At 38.0% G+C, this 20218-nt stretch carries 20 protein-coding genes; 16 read left to right on the top strand and 4 right to left on the bottom strand.

The features are described 5' to 3' along the window. Positions 1–34 precede the first annotated feature (34 nt). From V7122_RS10335 to V7122_RS10270, 14 genes are all read left to right on the top strand, one after another. Positions 35–1075, top strand: coding sequence for a proline racemase family protein (locus tag V7122_RS10335; protein WP_335354223.1), 1041 nt, complete (start codon positions 35–37; stop codon positions 1073–1075). Beyond that, positions 1072–2025, top strand: a complete 954-nt coding sequence (locus V7122_RS10330; RefSeq protein ID WP_335526589.1) for a proline racemase family protein — start codon at positions 1072–1074, stop codon at positions 2023–2025. The genes V7122_RS10335 and V7122_RS10330 overlap by 4 nt, the downstream gene beginning before the upstream one ends. Positions 2026–2292: 267 nt before the next feature. After that, on the top strand, positions 2293–3186 hold the full coding sequence (gene dapA, locus V7122_RS10325; RefSeq protein ID WP_335526587.1) for a 4-hydroxy-tetrahydrodipicolinate synthase: 894 nt from the start codon (positions 2293–2295) through the stop codon (positions 3184–3186). A gap of 19 nt (positions 3187–3205) precedes the next feature. Next, a complete protein-coding gene (locus V7122_RS10320) occupies positions 3206–4696 on the top strand; it encodes an aldehyde dehydrogenase family protein (protein WP_335526585.1) in 1491 nt (496 codons plus the stop codon). A 362-nt stretch (positions 4697–5058) separates the two neighbouring features. Continuing rightward, positions 5059–5985: an oligopeptide ABC transporter permease gene (opp3b, locus tag V7122_RS10315; RefSeq protein WP_335526583.1), complete on the top strand. Its 927-nt coding sequence runs from the start codon at positions 5059–5061 to the stop codon at positions 5983–5985. Between the two features lie 2 nt (positions 5986–5987). Further along, the gene (gene opp3C / locus V7122_RS10310) at positions 5988–7004 is read left to right on the top strand and encodes an oligopeptide ABC transporter permease (protein WP_335526599.1); all 1017 of its coding nucleotides are present in this window, start codon (positions 5988–5990) and stop codon (positions 7002–7004) included. A gap of 12 nt (positions 7005–7016) precedes the next feature. Continuing rightward, positions 7017–9017, top strand: coding sequence for an ABC transporter ATP-binding protein (locus V7122_RS10305; protein WP_335526581.1), 2001 nt, complete (start codon positions 7017–7019; stop codon positions 9015–9017). A 30-nt stretch (positions 9018–9047) separates the two neighbouring features. Then, the gene (locus V7122_RS10300; RefSeq protein ID WP_335526579.1) at positions 9048–9401 is read left to right on the top strand and encodes a DUF3899 domain-containing protein; all 354 of its coding nucleotides are present in this window, start codon (positions 9048–9050) and stop codon (positions 9399–9401) included. A gap of 33 nt (positions 9402–9434) precedes the next feature. After that, entirely contained in the window at positions 9435–10502 is a 1068-nt protein-coding gene (locus V7122_RS10295; RefSeq protein WP_335526577.1) for a M24 family metallopeptidase, read from the top strand. A 39-nt stretch (positions 10503–10541) separates the two neighbouring features. Then, positions 10542–12227: a peptide ABC transporter substrate-binding protein gene (locus V7122_RS10290; RefSeq protein WP_335526574.1), complete on the top strand. Its 1686-nt coding sequence runs from the start codon at positions 10542–10544 to the stop codon at positions 12225–12227. A 122-nt stretch (positions 12228–12349) separates the two neighbouring features. After that, on the top strand, positions 12350–13354 hold the full coding sequence (locus tag V7122_RS10285; RefSeq protein WP_335526573.1) for a proline racemase family protein: 1005 nt from the start codon (positions 12350–12352) through the stop codon (positions 13352–13354). 673 nt (positions 13355–14027) lie between these two features. Then, a complete protein-coding gene (locus tag V7122_RS10280; RefSeq protein WP_335344773.1) occupies positions 14028–14624 on the top strand; it encodes an NADPH-dependent FMN reductase in 597 nt (198 codons plus the stop codon). 76 nt (positions 14625–14700) lie between these two features. Continuing rightward, on the top strand, positions 14701–15015 hold the full coding sequence (locus V7122_RS10275) for a thioredoxin family protein (RefSeq protein ID WP_335344772.1): 315 nt from the start codon (positions 14701–14703) through the stop codon (positions 15013–15015). A gap of 191 nt (positions 15016–15206) precedes the next feature. Beyond that, positions 15207–16130 carry a cation diffusion facilitator family transporter gene (locus V7122_RS10270; protein ID WP_335344771.1) on the top strand — a complete coding sequence of 308 codons (924 nt, stop codon included), beginning with the start codon at positions 15207–15209 and terminating at the stop codon, positions 16128–16130. Between the two features lie 59 nt (positions 16131–16189). Here V7122_RS10270 and V7122_RS10265 read toward each other — a convergent pair whose 3' ends face one another. Both V7122_RS10265 and V7122_RS10260 read right to left on the bottom strand, forming a co-directional pair. Further along, positions 16190–17044: a DUF2935 domain-containing protein gene (locus tag V7122_RS10265; protein ID WP_438824741.1), complete on the bottom strand. Its 855-nt coding sequence runs from the start codon at positions 17042–17044 to the stop codon at positions 16190–16192. A gap of 99 nt (positions 17045–17143) precedes the next feature. Beyond that, on the bottom strand, positions 17144–17371 hold the full coding sequence (locus V7122_RS10260; protein ID WP_335526570.1) for a hypothetical protein: 228 nt from the start codon (positions 17369–17371) through the stop codon (positions 17144–17146). A 175-nt stretch (positions 17372–17546) separates the two neighbouring features. On the opposite strand from V7122_RS10260, the gene V7122_RS10255 reads away from it, so the two are divergent. Then, positions 17547–17771 carry a hypothetical protein gene (locus tag V7122_RS10255; RefSeq protein ID WP_335526568.1) on the top strand — a complete coding sequence of 75 codons (225 nt, stop codon included), beginning with the start codon at positions 17547–17549 and terminating at the stop codon, positions 17769–17771. A 182-nt stretch (positions 17772–17953) separates the two neighbouring features. After that, entirely contained in the window at positions 17954–18046 is a 93-nt protein-coding gene (locus V7122_RS10250) for a putative holin-like toxin (RefSeq protein ID WP_335354603.1), read from the top strand. 161 nt (positions 18047–18207) lie between these two features. Here V7122_RS10250 and V7122_RS10245 read toward each other — a convergent pair whose 3' ends face one another. Beyond that, positions 18208–18330 (bottom strand): FbpB family small basic protein, encoded by a 123-nt coding sequence (locus tag V7122_RS10245; RefSeq protein ID WP_335526566.1) that lies wholly within the window; start codon positions 18328–18330, stop codon positions 18208–18210. 249 nt (positions 18331–18579) lie between these two features. Continuing rightward, the gene (locus V7122_RS10240) at positions 18580–20007 is read right to left on the bottom strand and encodes a dipeptidase (RefSeq protein WP_335526565.1); all 1428 of its coding nucleotides are present in this window, start codon (positions 20005–20007) and stop codon (positions 18580–18582) included. Positions 20008–20218: the final 211 nt, after the last annotated feature.

Below are 20218 nucleotides of genomic sequence, written 5' to 3'. Positions count from 1 at the left end.
CCAAAGCAGATTTGATAGAAAGGGTGTTGACCATTTGAAGGCAAATAGAGTCTTTACAACGATCGATACACATACAGGAGGGAATCCAACGAGGACATTGATTAGCGGTCTTCCAGAACTTAAGGGAGAAACGATGTCTGAAAAAATGCTCCACATGAAAAGAGAGTATGATTGGATTCGCAAATTACTAATGAATGAACCAAGGGGCCATGATGTCATGTCTGGAGCCTTATTAACAGATCCATGTCATCCTGATGCAGATTTTGGTGTGATTTATATAGAAACGGGCGGTTATTTGCCAATGTGCGGGCATGACACAATCGGTGTTTGTACAGCATTAATTGAGTCGGGATTAATTCCTGTTCAGGAGCCTGTTACTTCGATCAATCTAGATACTCCTGCTGGGCTAGTAGAAGTGGAGATTACCGTTGAAAACGGAAAAGCAAAAGAAGTTTCTTTCTGCAATATCCCAGCTTTTCTGCTAAAAAGTGTTTCCGTAGATGTTGAGGGCATCGGCAAAGTGGATGCGGATATCGCCTATGGGGGTAACTTCTATGCCATTATTGATGCAAAATCAGTTGGATTGGAGCTAGTGCCAGATAATGCATCAAAAATCATTGAAAAAGCGATCAAAATTAGAAATACGATTAACGAAGAAACTGAAATTGTTCATCCAGAACATTCATTTATTAGGGGATTAACGCATGTTGAGTTTTTTACAGAGCCTACTCATGAAGAGGCACATGTGAAAAATACAGTCGTTGTTCCTCCAGGAGGAATTGATCGCTCTCCATGTGGAACAGGTACATCTGCCAAACTTGCCGTGCTTTATTCAAAACAAGAAATTGTCATTGATGAAGAATTTGTCCATGAAAGTATTGTTGGCTCATTGTTCCGTGGGCGTGTTCTTGAGACCACAGATGTGAATGGAGTATCCGCGGTAGTAACGAGAATTGCGGGATCAGCTTGGTTAATGGGCATGCATAAATTCTTTTATAACGAAGATGATCCGCTTAAAGAAGGATTTCTCCTCATTCCCCCAATGGAGGAACATGAAATGGAGGACGTGAAATGAAAATTCAAAAGGCTTATACAGCAACAGATGTTCACGTAGCCGGTGAAGCTTTTCGCATTATTAAAGATGTGCCATTTATTCATTATGAAAGCTTGGAGCAATTAGATGAACAGTTTTTTCATGCATATGCCGATGAAATCAAGCTTTTATTAAATGAGCCCCGCGGATTTGCCGGTTTAAACGGTTGTCTAGTGCTTCCGCCATTTAACAGGGAAGCAGATGCAGCAGTTGTCTTTTTTAATCACGAACAAACAGTGCCATTTCATCATGCGGGGGCAGTAGCAGTGATTACTGCTTTATTGGAATGCGGACATTTATCACCAAAAGAATCAAATGAGTACACATTAGAAACTGTTAGTGGTGCCATTAAGGTTAACGCAGTAATGAAGGATGACGAGGCTGTTTCCGTTAAGCTAAAAACGAAGCCTAGTCAAGTGGTTCAATCAAATGTTCCATTGAACCATAATGAATTACAAACTGAGTACGCCCTTGTACAGGCAGATCAATTATATGCCATTTTTAACAAAAAGGATGTTTCATTCGAACTTCACATGGATGATCTTGCTGATGTACAAAGCTGGGGACAGGCAGTAAATGAAGCAATTGCATCTAACGAATCGATTCAGAGGATCGTTTTATTGGATGATTCTGCAATAGAAATAGGACGAATCAAGACCGTCACCTTCCGCAGAGATAACTTTATCGTCCGTTCGCCAGGCTATGGGACGACTTCAGCCTGTTATGCAAGTCTGCTTTCTAGTGGCGGAGTTTCTAAGGAACAGCCGCTTGAAAATGAAAGTATTTTTAATAGCTTACTAACTGCCCAATTAGCAGATCAAAATGACAGCGGATTTGCGTTTACATTTACAAGCCGCGGTTTCGTCACAGGTATGCAAACCTATCTGCTAGACCCAACGGATCCGTTAGCAGCAGGATTTTTATTAAAATAGCATTCTTGTAAAAGGTGTTGCTTAGTAGGTTGGCTGACAATTAGATGAAATAGGTAGCCGGAATTGGCTGATAAATAGCTGGAATTGGCTGACAACCAGCCGAAATTGGCTGACAAACTGCTCAAATTGGCTACAAATAGCCCATATTGGCTGACAAACCTAAATTTAGCTTTTGAAATGATTCAAACTCACTTAAAAAGTGCTATTTTACCGCATTTTTTAAGGTTTGAGCATATGAGTTTTAATATATAAAGGAGGAAATTGAATATGACAACAATTAGAGGAGCTTATCCAGTTTTAATTACACCAATGACAGAGGCACAGGAAATTGACTGGGGCGGAGTAAAAAATAATGTGAACTACTTCGTTGACCAAGGTGTTTCAGGTCTTGTTATTAACGGAAGTACTGGAGAATTTGTAAGCTTGTCAAAAGAAGAGAAGTTTCAAATGGTAGAAACAGTATTAAAAGAGGTAAACGGCCGTATTCCAGTTATCGTCGGAACAGCTGCTGAAACAACAAAAGAAACAATCGAATATACGAAACAGGCTGAAGCACATGGGGCTGCCAGTGCCTTAATCATTAATCCTTATTATATGAAGCCAAAGGAAAATGAAATTTACCACCATTTTAAAGAAGTCTCAAATGCTGTCAATCTTCCTATCATGCTATATAACAATCCATTCACTTCTGGTGTGAATATGAGCACAGAATTAATGCTGCAAATCGGAAGAGAATGCGAAAACGTTACACATATTAAAGAATCAAGTGGAGAAATTGGCAAAGTAAGAGATCTTGCTAGACAAGGAAAAGGCGATTTCGAAGTGTTCTGCGGAGCAGAGGAACTTGTTATGGAATCTTATTTCGTTGGCGCAACAGGCTGGATTTCAGTTGCTGGTAATATTGTTCCTAAACTTGTAACAGATATGTTCAACCATTTCCAAAATGGAGAAATTGAAAAAGCATGGGCAATTAATGATCGTATTCTTCCGCTTTGCTCATTCTTAGAAGGCTCAGGTAAATATGTTCAAATCGTTAAGAGAGCTATGGACCTGCAAGGATTGGCTGGCGGACCTGCACGTTATCCGCGTTTAGGCTTATCACAAGAAGAAGAGCAAAAGCTAAAAGAACTTCTTGCTAGTTTAGAAACTATCAAAAACTAAGTTTAATGGAGGAGAGAACATGCAAGCGACAAATTATACGTTGAAACCGAAAGTACAGGAATTTTTAGATGGTGTAAAAGGTCTTTATATCAACGGTGAATATGTTCCAGCGAATAGTGGTAAAACATTTTCTGTCGTCAATCCAGCTAACGAAGAAGTCATTGCGGAAGTAAGCGAAGCACAAGAGGATGATATTGCTGCTGCGGTAGCTGCTGCCAGAACGGCATTTGATGAAGGTGAATGGACAAAAATGGATGCGGCTGAGCGCTCACATCTCATCTATAAATTTGCGGATCTATTAGAAGAGAACCGCGAAGAGCTTGCACAGCTAGAATCATTGGATAACGGAAAACCATACAAAGTTGCGCTGTCGGATGATGTGGATGGAACTATCCAGCACTTCCGATATTACGCTGGCTGGGCAACGAAGGTTTTTGGGAAGACAACTAATATTTCGAAGGATTATGTCACCTATACTCTTCATGAGCCAGTTGGTGTTGTAGGCCAAATTATTCCATGGAACTTCCCTCTTGCCATGGCAGCGTGGAAGCTTGGATCGGCACTTGCTGTCGGCTGTACAGTTGTCATTAAGCCGGCAAGCGAAACACCGCTATCCCTTCTTTATATTGGAAAGCTGTTTAAAGAAGCTGGTTTTCCAGATGGTGTTGTGAATATCGTGCCAGGATCGGGCAGAATTGCTGGAGAAGCGATTATCACGCATAAGGATGTCGATAAAGTCGCATTCACTGGTTCAACAGCTGTTGGAAAAGAAGTTATGAAAAAAGCTGCTGAGCAAATAAAGGGTGTAACACTAGAGCTTGGCGGGAAATCACCAGCCATTATTTTAGAGGATGCTAATCTCGAAGAAGCAATAGAAGGCGCATTTAATGGAACGATGTACAATCATGGGCAAAACTGTAGTGCTTGCACACGTGTATTTGTACATCGAAGTCAATATGATCATGTCGTAGAAGCTTTAGCAGAGCGCGCAAACGAACTGAAAGTTGGTCCTGGCATGGATCCTGAAACAGATATGGGACCACTCGTTTCAGCAAAACAGCAGCAAACTGTTCTTAATTATATCGAGCAAGGGAAAAATGAAGGGGCACGCCTTGTAGCAGGCGGAGAAAAAGCATTTGATAAGGGCTATTTTGTGCAACCAACCATCTTTGCAGATGTAGAAGATCATATGGTCATTGCCCGTGAAGAAATCTTCGGTCCCGTCATGTCCATCTTTGTTTTCGACACGATTGATGAAGTTATTAAACGTGCGAACGATAGTGATTACGGCTTAGCTGCAAGTGTTTGGACAGAGAATATCAAGAAAGCTCACTACATTGCAGGCAAGCTACAATCAGGTACAGTCTGGATTAATGATTTTGGCCTTGAATGGGAAACAATGCCTTTCGGCGGATACAAACAATCTGGAATTGGCCGTGAAATGGGTGGAGAATACGGCTTACAAAACTATACAGAAGTGAAGAGTGTTTTTGTTAATATTAAGCAATAGGAAGCAAGGTGACACTTCAAAGTCATATTAAAAAGGAACGGGCAGCTTTATTTGAAAGCTGCCTGTTTTCTTACTGATAAAGGAAAACCAGACAGTGCTAATTAGGAGCTGTTTGGTTTTTTTTTGAATAAGTGGAATAGGCAAATTTATTCAAATGATTTTTTACACTGTCTAAAAATATTTTACAAATGTGTATAAAAAAGTAGACAAGCAGAAAACAATTGCTATTCAAAGTAGTGGGAGAAATATTTATTTTCGGAATTTTACCTAAAGTTGTCTAGATTGGTATAAAAATTGCATATTAAAAAGTAAATCCAAATCACTCGCCAGAGATTCTACATAAAAAATGGAGGTGTAATCAAATGGGGAAATACGTTTTCGGAAGAATTGGCTATATGATTATTACTTTTTTTGTTATTTCAACCTTTACCTTTTTTCTCATGCAAACTTTGCCTGGCTCGCCATTTAATGATGAGAGACTATCCGAGACACAAAAAGAAAGACTATATGAGCGGTATGGTTTGGATGAGCCTGTACCTATTCAATATGTAAAGTATATGACAAATATTGTTAAAGGAGATTTTGGTGTTTCATTCCAATATGACGGCCGGGCCGTTACTGATATTATCGGGGAGAGAATTGGGGCTTCTGCCGTCTTAGGTGCACAATCAATTCTCGTTGGATGTATCATTGGCCTTCTCCTTGGGATAATTGCTGCGGTTAAACATAATACCGCGATTGATTATATGGCAATGGTCATAGCTGTAATCGGATTGTCTGTTCCCAACTTTGTTTTTGCAGGTCTATTGCAATATTGGGTAGGAGTTCGTTTACAATGGCTCCCAGTTGCTTTTTGGGAAGGCTTTGAGTATTCCATCTTGCCAACAATTTCATTATCCGTCTTTGTGATTGCAACTATTGCAAGGTTCATGAGAACGGAAATGCTTGAAGTATTAGGACAAGACTTTATTATTACCGCTAAAGCAAAAGGGCTAAATCATTTTTCCATTATCCTAAAGCATGGGCTTAGAAACGCTGCTATTCCCATTGTTACCATACTAGGACCACTGACAGTCAATCTCATGACAGGAACATTAGTCATTGAAAAAATATTTAGTGTTCCTGGCCTTGGTGAACAATTTGTTAAATCTATTATGACGAATGACTTTTCGGTCATAATGGGTGTGACTTTGTTCTATAGTATCCTGTTTATTGGTGTCGTGCTAATCGTTGATATTTTATACGGGTTGATTGATCCTAGGATCCGGTTATCTGGGGGGACGAAATGATGATGATTAATAATAAAGAAGTCATAATCACAGACGAGATGTTCCAGCCAGCTGTTTCCGAGCAGAGTCCAGAGGCCATTACCCGTCCAGCCATGACATATTGGAATGAGGTTTGGAGGCGCTTTCGAAAAAATAAAGCGGCTTTTACAGGACTAATTCTTATTACGATTATTCTTGGTTTAGCTATTTTTGGTCCTTATGCGAATGAGCATGGTTATGATGAACAAAATTTGACTAGGGCAAACTTGCCTCCAAAAGTTCCTGGGTTAGAGCATGTCTCATGGTTAGGCTTTAATGGGGTCGATATTCAAGGAGTGGACCGCTATGAAGCAAGCGGTATAACGGAATACTTCTGGTTTGGCACAGATAATTTAGGAAGAGATTTATGGACAAGGGTTTGGGAAGGAACACGGATTTCCTTATACATTGCCTTTTTGGCAGCTACCATCGACTTAATTTTCGGTGTTGCCTATGGAGGAATTTCCGCTTATTACGGCGGACGAATTGATAATATTATGCAAAGAATTGTTGAAATTTTAGTTGGGATTCCGAGCTTAATCGTAGTTATATTACTGATTCTCGTTTTACAGCCAGGAATCGTTTCCATTACGTTAGCGATGGTTATTACAGGATGGGTTGGCATGGCGAGAATTGTTCGCGGGCAAATTTTGAAGCTAAAGGAGCAGGAATATGTTTTAGCTTCAAGGACACTTGGTGCACGTGATAGACGCTTAATTTGGAAGCATTTGATTCCAAATTCAATGGGTCCGATTATTATTACAACGATGTTCACGATTCCAACGGCTATTTTTACTGAGGCTTTTTTAAGCTTTATTGGATTAGGGCTGCAGCCTCCAACCGCTTCACTTGGAACACTAATAAATGATGGATATAAATTAATGCGAATTTATCCGCATATGCTCGCTTTTTCTTCCATTATTATCAGCATGATCATGATTAGCTTCAATTTGATTGGGGATGGACTTCGAGATGCCTTAGACCCTAAAATGCGCAAATAGGAGGATGTGAACGTGGAAAAAATACTCGATGTTAAAAACTTGCAAGTATCCTTTGATACGTATGCTGGGGAAGTAAAGGCTGTGCGCGGAGTTTCCTTTCATCTAAATAAGGGAGAGACGCTTGCTATTGTTGGGGAGTCAGGCTCAGGAAAATCAGTTACTTCAAAAAGCCTAATGAAGTTAATTCCGAATCCTCCAGGTAGAATTTCAGGAGGAGAAATTATTTTTGAAGGAAATGACTTGGTTAAATACTCAGAAAAGCAAATGCAGAATATTCGTGGTTCTGAAATAGCGATGATTTTCCAAGATCCGATGACATCCCTTAACCCGACAATGACAGTTGGTAAGCAGATCATGGAGAGTATTGTGAAGCACCAAAAGCTTTCTAAAAAAGATGCGAAGGAAAAAGCGATTGAGCTGTTAAGTATGGTCGGGATTCCACAGCCGGAAAATCGATTGGCATCATACCCGCATCAATTCTCTGGCGGGATGAGACAAAGGGTTGTCATTGCAATGGCTATTTCCTGTAATCCAAAAATATTAATTGCGGATGAACCGACAACAGCTCTTGATGTAACCATCCAGGCGCAGATTCTTGAGCTATTAAAGGATTTACAGAAAAAATTAAATATGTCCATTATTTTTATTACCCATGATTTAGGGGTTGTTGCTAATATTGCCGACCGTGTGGCAGTTATGTATGCTGGGAAAATCATTGAAATCGGAACAGTGGAGGAGATTTTTTATAGTCCTCAGCATCCTTATACATGGGGTCTCTTAGGAGCTATGCCGAATTTGAATGAAAGAGCAGAGGAGCTTACGACCATTCCTGGTACACCACCGAATCTTATTCATCTGCCTGTTGGCGATGCATTTGCCAATCGGAATAAATATGCGATGAATATTGATTTTCAGTTTGAGCCTCCAATGTTTAAGGTATCGGATACACATTATGCAGCCACATGGCTTCTTCATGAAAAATCGCCAAAGATCATGCCGCCTGAAGTTCTTAAAAAGCATAGAGAAGAAGATCCGAAAGAAAAACAAAAGGAACGAATAGCAAAGCAGAAAGAAAAAAAGGAAAAACTTCTTGAAATCCAAAACTTAAAGCAATATTTTTCAGCAGGCTCCAATGTAGTGAAGGCAGTGGATGGTATTAGTTTTGATATTTTTAAAGGAGAAACATTCGGACTTGTAGGAGAATCTGGCTGTGGAAAATCTACAACAGGCCGCACGATTATTGGACTATATGAAGCATCTGATGGGAAAATTCTCTATAACAATGAAAATATTAATAAGAAAAAGTCCTTTAGTGAGGCACAGAAACTAAATCAAAAAATTCAAATGATTTTCCAAGACCCATATTCATCATTGAATCCGCGCCAGACAGTTGCAGATATTATCGCAGAAGGTCTAGACATTCATGGCCTTGCTTCTAGTAAAAAAACAAGAATGGAAAAAGTTTACGAATTACTAGAAACGGTTGGTCTGAATCGGGAGCATGCGAACCGGTATCCGCATGAATTCAGTGGAGGACAGCGTCAAAGAATTGGGATAGCAAGGGCGCTAGCAGTAGAGCCAGAATTTATTATTGCCGATGAGCCTATTTCTGCCCTTGATGTTTCCATACAGGCTCAGGTCGTGAATTTAATGAAAAAGCTGCAGAAAGAAAAAGGGCTGACTTATCTATTTATTGCCCATGATCTTTCCATGGTGAAATATATTAGCGACCGAATTGGAGTTATGTATAAAGGAAGACTAGTAGAATTAGCGGAAAGTGATGAGCTATACGATAATCCTTTACATCCATATACGAAATCACTTCTATCAGCTATCCCTTTACCTGATCCTGCAACAGAGAAAACACGTACAAGAATGAAATTTGATTCTAGCTTTGTTTGGAATGGTGAAGGAGAGGAGCCAATACTTAGAGAAGTAAAGGCGGGACATTGGCTGGCATGTACGGAACAGGAATATGAGGAATACAAGAATCAAAGCATTGATGCCATTTAAGCGAAAAAAGGAAGTGTCTGGGGGAAAGCAATGAAAAAATCAATTTACATCATTTCGATATCACTGTGTATTTCATTCATTGCAACCTTTTTTACAAATGGTGGTAAATGGATTACTTTTATCAACTTTCTGTTTTTTATCTCTATCACACTGCTTATGTTAGGTGGAATTTTAGTAGTACTAAAGGGCGGGATGTTTGATGGAATCATTTATAGCTTTCGGCGTTTTTATAGACGAACATCTAAGCTTGAGAATTATATTTCAGAGCAAACTGGAGAATTACAAAACACCCCTAAGAATAGTTTAAGTGGTTTATCGGTTCATCCAATTCTTATTTCTGGTACTGCCTTATTTTTATTTTCACTTTTTGCTGCGTATTTATGATAAAAAAATAAATTTCAACGGGAGGAAATACAAATGAAACGACTAGAAAATTTGAGAGAAATGTTCGATGGTTTTGGAATTGATGCATTGCTGATTACGAATGATCAAAACCGCAGATATATGACAGGTTTTACTGGAACGGCCGGGTTAGTATTAATTACGAAGGAAGAAGCATTGCTATTAGTAGATTTTCGCTATGTAAAACAAGCAAATGAGCAGGCTGAAGATTTTTCCATCATTCAAGTAAGCACAAAAGCGGAATTGCTCGCTGAAGTTGTTCGACAAACAGAGCGACTAAATATTGCGAAGCTTGGCTTCGAACAAACTCATATGAGCTTTTATTCTTATTCCGAATATCAAGCCCAATTAAAAGCCGAGATGGTTCCACTTACAGGAGCGATTGAAAAGCTTCGGATGATTAAGGATGAAGAGGAGATAAGCCTTATTAGAGAAGCGGCAGAAATAGCGGATGCCGCATTTACACATATTCTTGAGTTTATTAAACCGGGAATCAAGGAAATAGAAGTTTCCAATGAATTAGAGGCATATATGAGACATCTTGGGGCCACTTCCTCCGCATTCGATACGATTGTTGCTTCAGGATATCGCGGTGCTTTTCCTCATGGTGTGGCTAGCTCAAAGGAAATTGAAAAAGGCGATATGGTAACGCTAGACTTTGGTGCTTACTATAAGGGCTATCGTTCCGATATAACGAGAACGATTGCGGTTGGCGAACCGAAGGAAGAATTAAAAGACATTTATCATATTGTGCTAGAGTCGCTTTCAAAAGCCTTAGCAGGCATAGGACCAGGGATGACTGGAAAAGCAGCAGATGCTTTATCAAGAGATTTTATTACTGAAAAAGGCTATGGCAAGCAATATGGCCACGGCTCAGGTCATGGCATTGGTCTAGATATTCATGAAGAGCCGTTCAAAAATACAAAGTGTGAGATTGTGATTGAGCCTAATATGGTCCTCACAGTTGAACCGGGCATCTATATTCCAGACCTTGGAGGAGTCCGTATTGAAGATGATATTTTAATTACTCAGGCCGGCATTGAAATTATCACGAAATCTCCAAAAGAATTAATTATTTTATAGCAGCAATGCAAAAAACATATAAAAAAAGGGGTAATTCTAATGAAAATCAAAAGTATTATCATCCTTGCTTTCATGCTTCTATTAAGTTCTTTTTTAACAGGCTGTTATGGAGGAGAAAGTAAGAAAACAACTACAACTACAACTTCAGAAGGAGATAGCAGCAAGGGAGAAGTTCAAGCAGTAAGTGAGCAAGTCCTCAACCTTGTAGAAGGCGGAGAACTGCCAACCCTTGATACTCTAGGACTATTCGATGCATTATCAAGCAGAACCATGAATAATATTTTTGAAGGACTTTACAGACTTGACGAATCTCATGCACCTGTACCAGGTATGGCAGAAAGCTATGAGATGAGTGAGGATGGAAAAGTTTATACATTCAAAATTCGTTCAGATGCAAAATGGAGCAATGGAACATCTGTAACGGCAAAGGATTTCGAATTTGCATGGAAGAAGGCAATCAATCCTGACACTCTATCAACCTATTCTTATCTTTTCAATGACATTAAAAATGCTGCAGCAATCCAGGATTCCGAAAATAGCTTATTTGGAAAGGTAGATGAATTAGGCGTTAAAGTTATAGATGACCAAACATTGCAAATTGAACTAGATCATCCAGTGCCTTACTTTTTAAGCTTAGTTACTTATCCAGTATTTTTCCCGCAAAATAAGGAATTTGTGGAATCTCAAGGGGATCAATATGCCCTAGAAGCAGCGAACCTTATTTATAACGGTCCTTTCGTATTAGATTCTTGGGAGCATGAGGTTGGCTGGACTTATAAGAAAAATTCAAGCTATTGGGATGCTGCGACAGTTAAGCTAGAAACCATCAATGTCAAAGTTGTTAAAGAAGCAGCAACAAGGGTTAACCTGTATGACACAGGACAACTTGATTTAACTGAGATCGCGTCTGAATTTATTGGCCAATATGCAAATACACCAGAATTCCATACATTGCTAAAGCCAGAAGTATTCTTTATCCGCATGAATCAACAGAATAAATACTTGGCTAATGTTAATATCCGTAAGGCAATCGATATGGGTTGGGATAAGAAATCTGCTGCAGAAAGCCTGTTAAATAACGGCTCTGTACCGGCTTATTATTTAGTTCCTAAAGAATTTGCATTTGATGACAGCGGGAACGACTTCCGTACAAAATACGCTGGCTTTAATAATGAAGGAATCGAGAAAGCAAAGGAATATTGGGAAAAAGGGTTAGAAGATCTAGGTGTTAATAGCATCGAGTTAGAATTCCTAAGCTACGACAGCGAGGAAAGAAAACGCGTCAGCGAATATTTCAAAAATCAGTTAGAGACCAATTTGCCTGGCTTAACGATTAAGATCAATCAGCAGCCTAATAAGCAAAAGCTAGCCTTAGAATCAAGCCTGCAATATGATCTTACTTATTCTGGCTGGGGCCCTGATTTCCAAGACCCAATTACATTTATGGATCTTTATCTATCTGATGGCCCATATAACTGGTCAAATTACGGGAACGAGAAATTCGATAGTCTCATAACAGAAGCAAAAACAAATCCAACTGATGTTCAAAAAAGATGGGAAAATATGCAGGAAGCTGAAAGAATCCTCATCGAAGAGGATGCAGCCATTTCTCCGATGTACCAATCTGGTCTTGCCCAGTTGAAAAAGCCATATGTTAAAGGATATGTAGCTCACCCATTCGGAGTATTTGCTTCTTATAAGTGGACCTATATTGAAGGGAAATAATTTTGTTATTCTTAGTCCGTGTCCATTCTTATAGCGCGGACTAAGAATCTGAAAAGGATTATTATGATTTAAGTTCCAATAATACTCGATCTAATAAAACTATTTAAATTGGAGGTAATTCCATGAACTTCAGCAAAATGTTTACAACCGTTGATTTGCATGTTGCAGGAGAACCGTTACGTGTTATTACTGGCGGATTTCCAGAAATAAAAGGTGATACCCAGTTAGAAAGACGTGCCTATTGCATGGAGCATTTAGATCACTTACGAGAAGTATTAATGTACGAACCACGTGGCCATCATGGAATGTATGGGTGCATCATTACTCCTCCAGCAAGTCCGCATGCTGATTTCGGGGTGCTGTTTATGCATAATGAAGGATGGAGTACGATGTGCGGTCATGGGGTTATCGCTGTGATGACGCTCGGCATTGAGACAGGCATGTTTGATCTATCAGGCGGAAAAGAAAAATTTATTATTGATAGCCCAGCAGGCGAAGTAGTCGCTTATGCAAAATATAATGGAAATCAAGTAGAATCCGTTTCATTTGAAAATGTCCCTTCATTTGTTTATAAGAAGGATGTTCCAGTGAAAATTGACGGCTATGAATTTAATGTTGATATTGCTTATGGAGGCGCTTTTTACGCTGTTGTTGATAGTAAAGAAATGGATTTGAAAGTAAACTTTAAAGATGTAGCGGCTCTCCAAACATGGGGCGGGAAAATCAAACATTACATCGAAAGCCAAATGGAAGTGAAACATCCGCTTGAGCCTGGATTAAAGGGAATCTATGGAGTTATTTTTTCAGACGAGCCAAAAAAAGAAGGGTCAGACCTTCGGAATGTGACCATTTTTGCTGATGAACAAGTTGACCGTTCACCATGTGGAAGTGGAACCTCTGCCAGAGCTGCAACACTCGTAGAGCAAGGCCGTCTAAAAGAGGGAGAAAGCTTTGTCCATGAGTGCATTACCGATGGCCAATTTATTGGCGAAATATTATCGCTCACTAAAGTTGCGGATTATGACGCAGTTGTTTCTAAAGTATCCGGGCAGGCGTATATTACCGGGTTCCATCAATTTGTCGTAGATCCGAGAGATCCATTAAAGCAAGGATTTTTATTAGCTTAATAGACGTTCTTAAATTTGAATTTGAAAAAAAAGCTGATTGTAGCCATCCATTACAATCGGCTTTTTTAGTTTAACCGCTATCACCCCTAAAAATGCAGTATAATTTAAGACAGCAGATAATCAAATTACTTGACACAATTTACATACAAAAATATAATTACTTACATAAAGTAACTTATATATAAAATCAAGGTGATTGTCCAAATGACTAATCATAAAGATAGTAAATAGGTTACCAGCCGTATGAAGTTTAATGAATTAATTCGAAAAAAATATTTTTAATCTGTTGACAATCAAAAATGAATATATTATCATTATCTCGTATTCAAGATAAATGATTTAAAGATATATGAATTAAGGGTTATTTCGAAAATATTCGAACTTGATCAAAATTCAATTTATAAGATGGAACTAATTTTTCGCCTTAATATCTCAAGGTTGAGATTCTTGAAAGGTAGATGAATAAGTTGAATTTATATTTGAAAAACTAGTAAAAGTACTGCAATAACAATAATTTTTTAAGTGGATCACGGTAATAATAAAGCTTGAACCTCACAATAAACTGATAGCGAAAATAAGGAACAAAAAGGCAGAGCACAATGCCAATTTAAAGGGGTTGATGCTTTAATAAACTTTTTTAAAAACGACATAATAATATAGGTGGTGCAGGAAAATGGGTTTTTTAAACAGACTATTTGGTGGAACAGATCAGAAGGAGGAAAATACAATGACTAAATTAAACATCGGAATTATTTTAGGAAGCACACGTCAAGGACGTGTAAGCCCGCAGGTTGGAGAATGGGTAAAAGGAATTGCAGACAAACGTGGAGATGCAAATTATGAAATCGTAGATATTGCAGACTTTAATCTGCCATTCTTAGGAACAACAGATGGTACAGAACCTGGAATCGCAGCATGGAATGAAAAGCTTGCTAACTTAGATGGATTCGTATTCATCGTTCAAGAATACAATCACAGTATTACTGGAGCATTAAAAAATGCACTTGATTTTGCACGTGAAGCATGGAACAATAAAGCAGCAGGTATTGTAAGCTATGGTTCAACTGGTGGAGCTCGTGCAGCAGAACATTTACGCGGCATCATGGGAGAATTATTGATTGCTGATGTTCGTACACATCCAACATTGTCATTATTTACTGATTTTGAAAATATGTCTGAATTCAAACCAGCTGAATTACACCTCAATAATGTTAATGACATGCTTGACCAAGTAAACGCTTGGAGCGGTGCATTAAAAACGATTCGATAAGAATCAATAAATGGGAGGGGATTATAATCAATCCCTTCCCTTTTTGACTTTAATGGGAAATGTAGGAGGGAAAAAAATGAAACAAGTAAAATCGCAGCAAGAATATCGTGAGCAAATAACAAATGATGAGCTTTCTGTGGGCATTTTTACAACTACTTGGTGCCCTGATTGCAAACGATTAGATATGTTTATTAACGATATCATAGAGGAGAATCCCGATAAGAAATGGTTTACTATTGATCGAGATGAATTCCCGGAAATTTCTGAGGAACAATCAGTAATGGGAATCCCATCTTTATTAGTTTTTAAAAATGGCGAAAAGCTTGCTCATTTGCATAGTGCTAATGCAAAAACGCCAGAGCAAGTAAAAGAATTCTTAAATAATCTATAAAGAACAAAAAGCTAATCGGAACCATGTGATTAGCTTTTTTTTGTTCATTTGGGGCAAATGTATCTAGATTTTCCCTAGCTCAACTTTTTTGCCCATTCGTTATTTTTATATAATGATGAAAAATCGTTGCTCTAGACCCACATACAGAACAGTTGATAAGATATGGGAGGGATAAGAGAAGGGGAGTAGCCATGGAGAAACTAAGATACGAACAACTAAAGATGGGTGAACGTGGAGTTATAGTTAGTATCAGTGCTTATATTATTTTATCTTTGCTAAAGCTGATTATTGCAGCTGCGACCAACTCTGAAGCTCTAAAGGCAGATGGATTGAATAATGTGACGGATATTATTGCTTCAACGGCTGTCCTCATTGGATTGAAGCTTTCCCGAAAGCCTCCTGACGATGACCACCCATATGGGCATTGGAAGGCGGAAGGTGTGGCAACATTAGTAGCTTCCTTTATTATGGTGTCAGTTGGGATTCAAGTGCTGTATGGGGCTGCTCACTCTTTCTTCGATATGGAAAAGAAAGCGCCAGATTTAATTGCAGCGTGGACAGGAATTTTTTGCGCTGTGGTCATGTTTGGTGTTTATCGATATAATCTTAAGCTTGCTAATAAAATTAATAGTCAATCTGTTATGGCTGCTGCTAAGGATAATTTATCCGATGCCTGGGTAAGTATTGGAGCGGCAGTTGGGATAATCGGGTCCCAATTTCATATACCATGGCTTGACCCACTTGCAGCCATGATAGTGGGTATTCTTATTTGTAAAACAGCTTGGGAGATTTTCCGAGAAGCCTCACATCATTTGACAGACGGCTTTGATGAAAAATTATTAGAGGACTATAAAACAACAATTCTAAATACCTTTGGGGTAAAAGGAATAAAAGAAATTAGAGCTAGAAATTACGGGAATAATACGGTTGTCGATATCGTAATCCTCGTTAATTCAAAATTACACCTACAGGAAGCTCATGATATTTCAACCATTGTCGAGAACGTACTCATACAGGAACATGGTGTCTATACGGTACATGTCCATGTTGAACCAAACTCTGTTACAGGACCAACTCAAAAATCATTAAACGATAAAAATAGTCTAACGGATTAGCAAATAGAAAGCTGAGTCCGTTAGACTTTTTCTATGAAGATTGCCCCTCATATCATTTATTAAATAGTTCGTGGCTTTTCTCCTGTGAGATGTGCCTCAAACATATCGATAATTTCTAGGAATCTTTCAGCTTCGCGGAAGACATGATCTGCTAATAATGGGTGGATAATACTTTTTATTTTACATTCCTCAATTAAATCTCTTGCCGTTTTCTTAAAGTCCTTCAGTGAAGCAACAGACACACGATTCTGATCAAGGAATTGATCTAGAAGAGGAACAGTCTGAGACTGCGGCTTCATAGATTCTAAATCTCTTGCTTGAAAAACTAATTGATCAAAATCATTGCTGAAATTTCGGGCCAAATCAACTAGCTTTCTTTCTGACGGATCGAGAAGATGTCCGATGAATTGGGCATGATCAGCCATGATCCTCAAGAAGAAAACATTCTCCTTAATGATTGCATCAGGCAGTGCTTTCAATTTCCCTTCATTTAATTCAATTAATCGTTTTCGAAAATAATTGGCTTCCCTGCTTGTGTGATCAATTAAAAGGGGAAAATTATTTGCCCCTGGTAATTTGCAAGAAAGTACTAATCCTAACACCTTCCGCTTAAAGGCAAAAATATTCGTTGCAGCCTGCATGACTTGGGTATTAAACCTTCTTATTTGATCAGGAGTCGTTTGATTTGTAAAAGCATGAGATTGCTGTTCGATCTGTTCAAAAATATGATAAAACTGATTTGCCTCCGCAATTAATTGTGTATCCTCACATCTGAACCCTAATCTGAGAAATAGTGAATGCTCCTTCATGATCCTCGACCAAAAACGAATTTCATCTAATGAGCGTGTAACGAACATCACTGGATTAATTTGAGTGTAATGATCTGGTGAGTGTTCAGGCATGGTCATATCCATTCCCCCTTTAATAAACTTTGTCTTTAAAATTTATTAGTAAGAAGGATGAATATACATTGTCCTAATAATCTTTAAGTAAATTTACTTAGATTGTAAGGGTTAACCAGTAGTTTTTTTACTATCATTCTCCTTTTTCTCTTCTTTTGGAATAAATACTCCTTTATTAGGATCCCACTTCATGCCGCTTTTCTGTGCGTGAATTCCGTAAATGGTATTGTGTATTAAATCTCTAGATATCACTGTAGCCCCAGTTACTAATATTCCTTGAACGACAGATTCGATTTCAAATCCATAATGTAAAAGGCAAGCAATGATAGCAAAAAACAATTTTATCCATGCATGACTCCATAAAACTTTTAAGCAGTTGAATATTTACTTTTTAGCATAAAAAAATGACAAATATACCCCAGATAATGACTTTTCTTCACTTAAATATATGACTTTATTTTTTCATAATAAAGCTAACACATAAATGTGAAACAATTGAAGTGGAGGCTAGAATATGAAAAAAGTAATGAAAATGATTGGGATTGGATTTATCAGTTTTATTGTTTTATTGATGTCAGCTGCGCTTGTTTTTGGCAGTTCAAAGCATGGTGATTTAAAAGGGAGTGAAGAGACGAAGGCGAAGGAGTTCATGAAGGAATTTGTAAGGAAAGCGCCTTTCGATGGAACGATCCTTGTGCTTCATAAAGGGTTGGATAAAGATTATCACTCTGACCATTGATAGGGATTTCTTTATTTATTGAGTCCCACAAAAGCTATCACAAGTCCATGCATATCCCCGCAGAAAAGATCCAGTTACCTCGCCTATCTATATTGATATTAGGTAGAAATAACCAAATAATTTTCGCTTGTATAGGACAAGTTGGGATCTGGGAAGGCTGAAGGTAAGGAGGCGATGTATGGATGGAGACGTTTGAAGCGTTGTCGTTGATGATTAGCTTTGGGATGTTGGTTATCGCCGTTCTACAATTTAAAGATAAGGATAAGAATTCTTGAACACGCTGAAAAAAGCGTGTTTTTTGTTTGTGGGGATTTCTTCAGGAGGTTGTAGTTGTAAATGATCAACAAGAGGGCGAAAAGGGCTGCATTCATTCAGTCGAATGGATCGCAGCCGCTATTATAAAATGTATTTAACCTGTAAAGGTAATCTAAAAGATCTAAGCTAGCTTTTTTAATTCGTGTCGTGACTCTATCCGTTTTTCAATTTTCTCTAAAGCCTTTTTGTCATTTAATAGTTCCTGTTTGTTTTCTTCAATAAGCTCTTTTAATGTTTTACGCATTTTCTATACATCCTTTATTTTTATTTAGTCAGAATATTCTATACTTATATGTTACACCTATTTACATGTTTTAATCCTTAACTATTTGAACATTTTGTGAAATTTTGCACTTATTTGCTGATCTCAAAATAGTGGGGGATTATTTTACGCTTATCAGTATGAAGGATTGATACCTGATTCAATCAAAAAAAAGAACACAATGCATCTGCACGTGTTCCCCAATCTTTTTTTAAAATAAAACCTCAAGAATTATTGATTAACATAGAAAATTCTAGTTTCCCTGGTGATTTTACCTGCATTATTTGCTACTTCGAACGTAACAACATGGAACTTTTCTTTTAATGGTTCTTTCACCTGGAAGGATAGAGTTGAATTTTCTTTATCAAAAGTTGGCTTATATTCAATACCATCCACTATCATACGGATACTGGCCTCATCTAATTTAGATCCTTTATCGCGTACAATAGTAGCTTTCAAAAGAGGTGTATTGCTTTGAATTACTTCACCCATTTTGATTGCTGGGATAACAGAAAGCTTTTGGCCAACTTTGTCGGGGTTATGTGCTGCTGCCTTTTCTACTTCTTTTAACACACGTAATGTATTCTTTCCTAATAATTTCTCAAGATCTTGTTTTGAATAACCTCTTTTAACTAATTCCTCTGTTACCTTATACAATTCCGAAGAATCTTTTATATCTGATGGAAGTGGCCCTCCATCAAAATCAGAGCCAAGCGCTACATGATCGATGCCAATCAATTTAACAGCATAATCAATATGATCTACATAATCCTTTATATGGTTTGGTTTATTAGGATATTCATAGGTCAAAAATTCAGGATAAAAAACAATGCCTACTACCCCACCATTTTTAGCTAATGCCTTAAGCTGGTCATCTGTTAAGTTTCGTTGATGATTTCTTAATGAATGGACGGCAGAGTGACTCGCAATAATCGGAGCTTTAGAAACCTTAATAACATCCCAAAAGGTATTTTCAGACATATGTGAGACGTCAATAATCATTCCGAGTCTATTCATTTCTTCTGCAACTTTTTTACCCAGTTCTGTCAACCCGCCTTGAGAAGGGGTTCTATTCGGATCCCCATATACTCTGTTTGCTCCTTCTCCTAAGGCATTTGAATAGTTCCAGGTGAATCCAACTGCTCTTACCCCAAGGTCGTAATATTGATGGAGTAAGCCAATCGCATTATGTTCTTCTAAGGAATATGCTCCTTCAATAGTTGGTACAGCAGCGATTTTTCCATTGTGAACAGCTTTCTCAATTTCCTTTAGAGAAGGGGTGATACTGAAAATATCTGAATTTCTTTCTTCAGTCCAATAAAGGGCATTAATTAAAGCTAAGGTTCTGCTTATGCTGCGCTCATTATTTCCGTAGTAGCCTGATGTATAAGCAGCAAAGAACGGAACTTTTAGCCCTCCCTCATGAAGTTTTGGTATATCAATATGGAATGGAGTATTATTTTTAATATCGGTCGTTGGCAGCCATGTATTTGGATCAACAACCTTCATCATCGTATCATTATGGCTATCCACGACTATCGAGTTAAAATGGATATCTAATGCGTTTGAACCGTTTGCGGATACTTCATTTTGTTGATATGTAAGTGAACCGGAAAATATTAATAAAACAGCCGCGAGAAAAACAAACATTTTTTTCATTAGAGAACCTCCTTATAAGTTAGTAAACTATAAATCTCGTTATAATCTTTTTTGCTAGATCCGTACTATTTAGGGTAAATCCCTCCTTAATCCCTATGATTTATAAGCAAGTGATTCTTGTAGTTTAGATCATTATATAACCGTATTTTCCCATTTTCAAACATTACTGAACATTCAGTAATATAGTCCTGTCCTCATATATACCTTTAAT

This window comes from Bacillus sp. JJ1532 (genome assembly GCF_036965085.1).
GTDB lineage: Bacteria > Bacillota > Bacilli > Bacillales > Cytobacillaceae > Cytobacillus.
The sequence above is the reverse complement of the archived record's forward strand: the minus strand, read 5'-3'. Positions and strand labels throughout refer to the sequence as shown.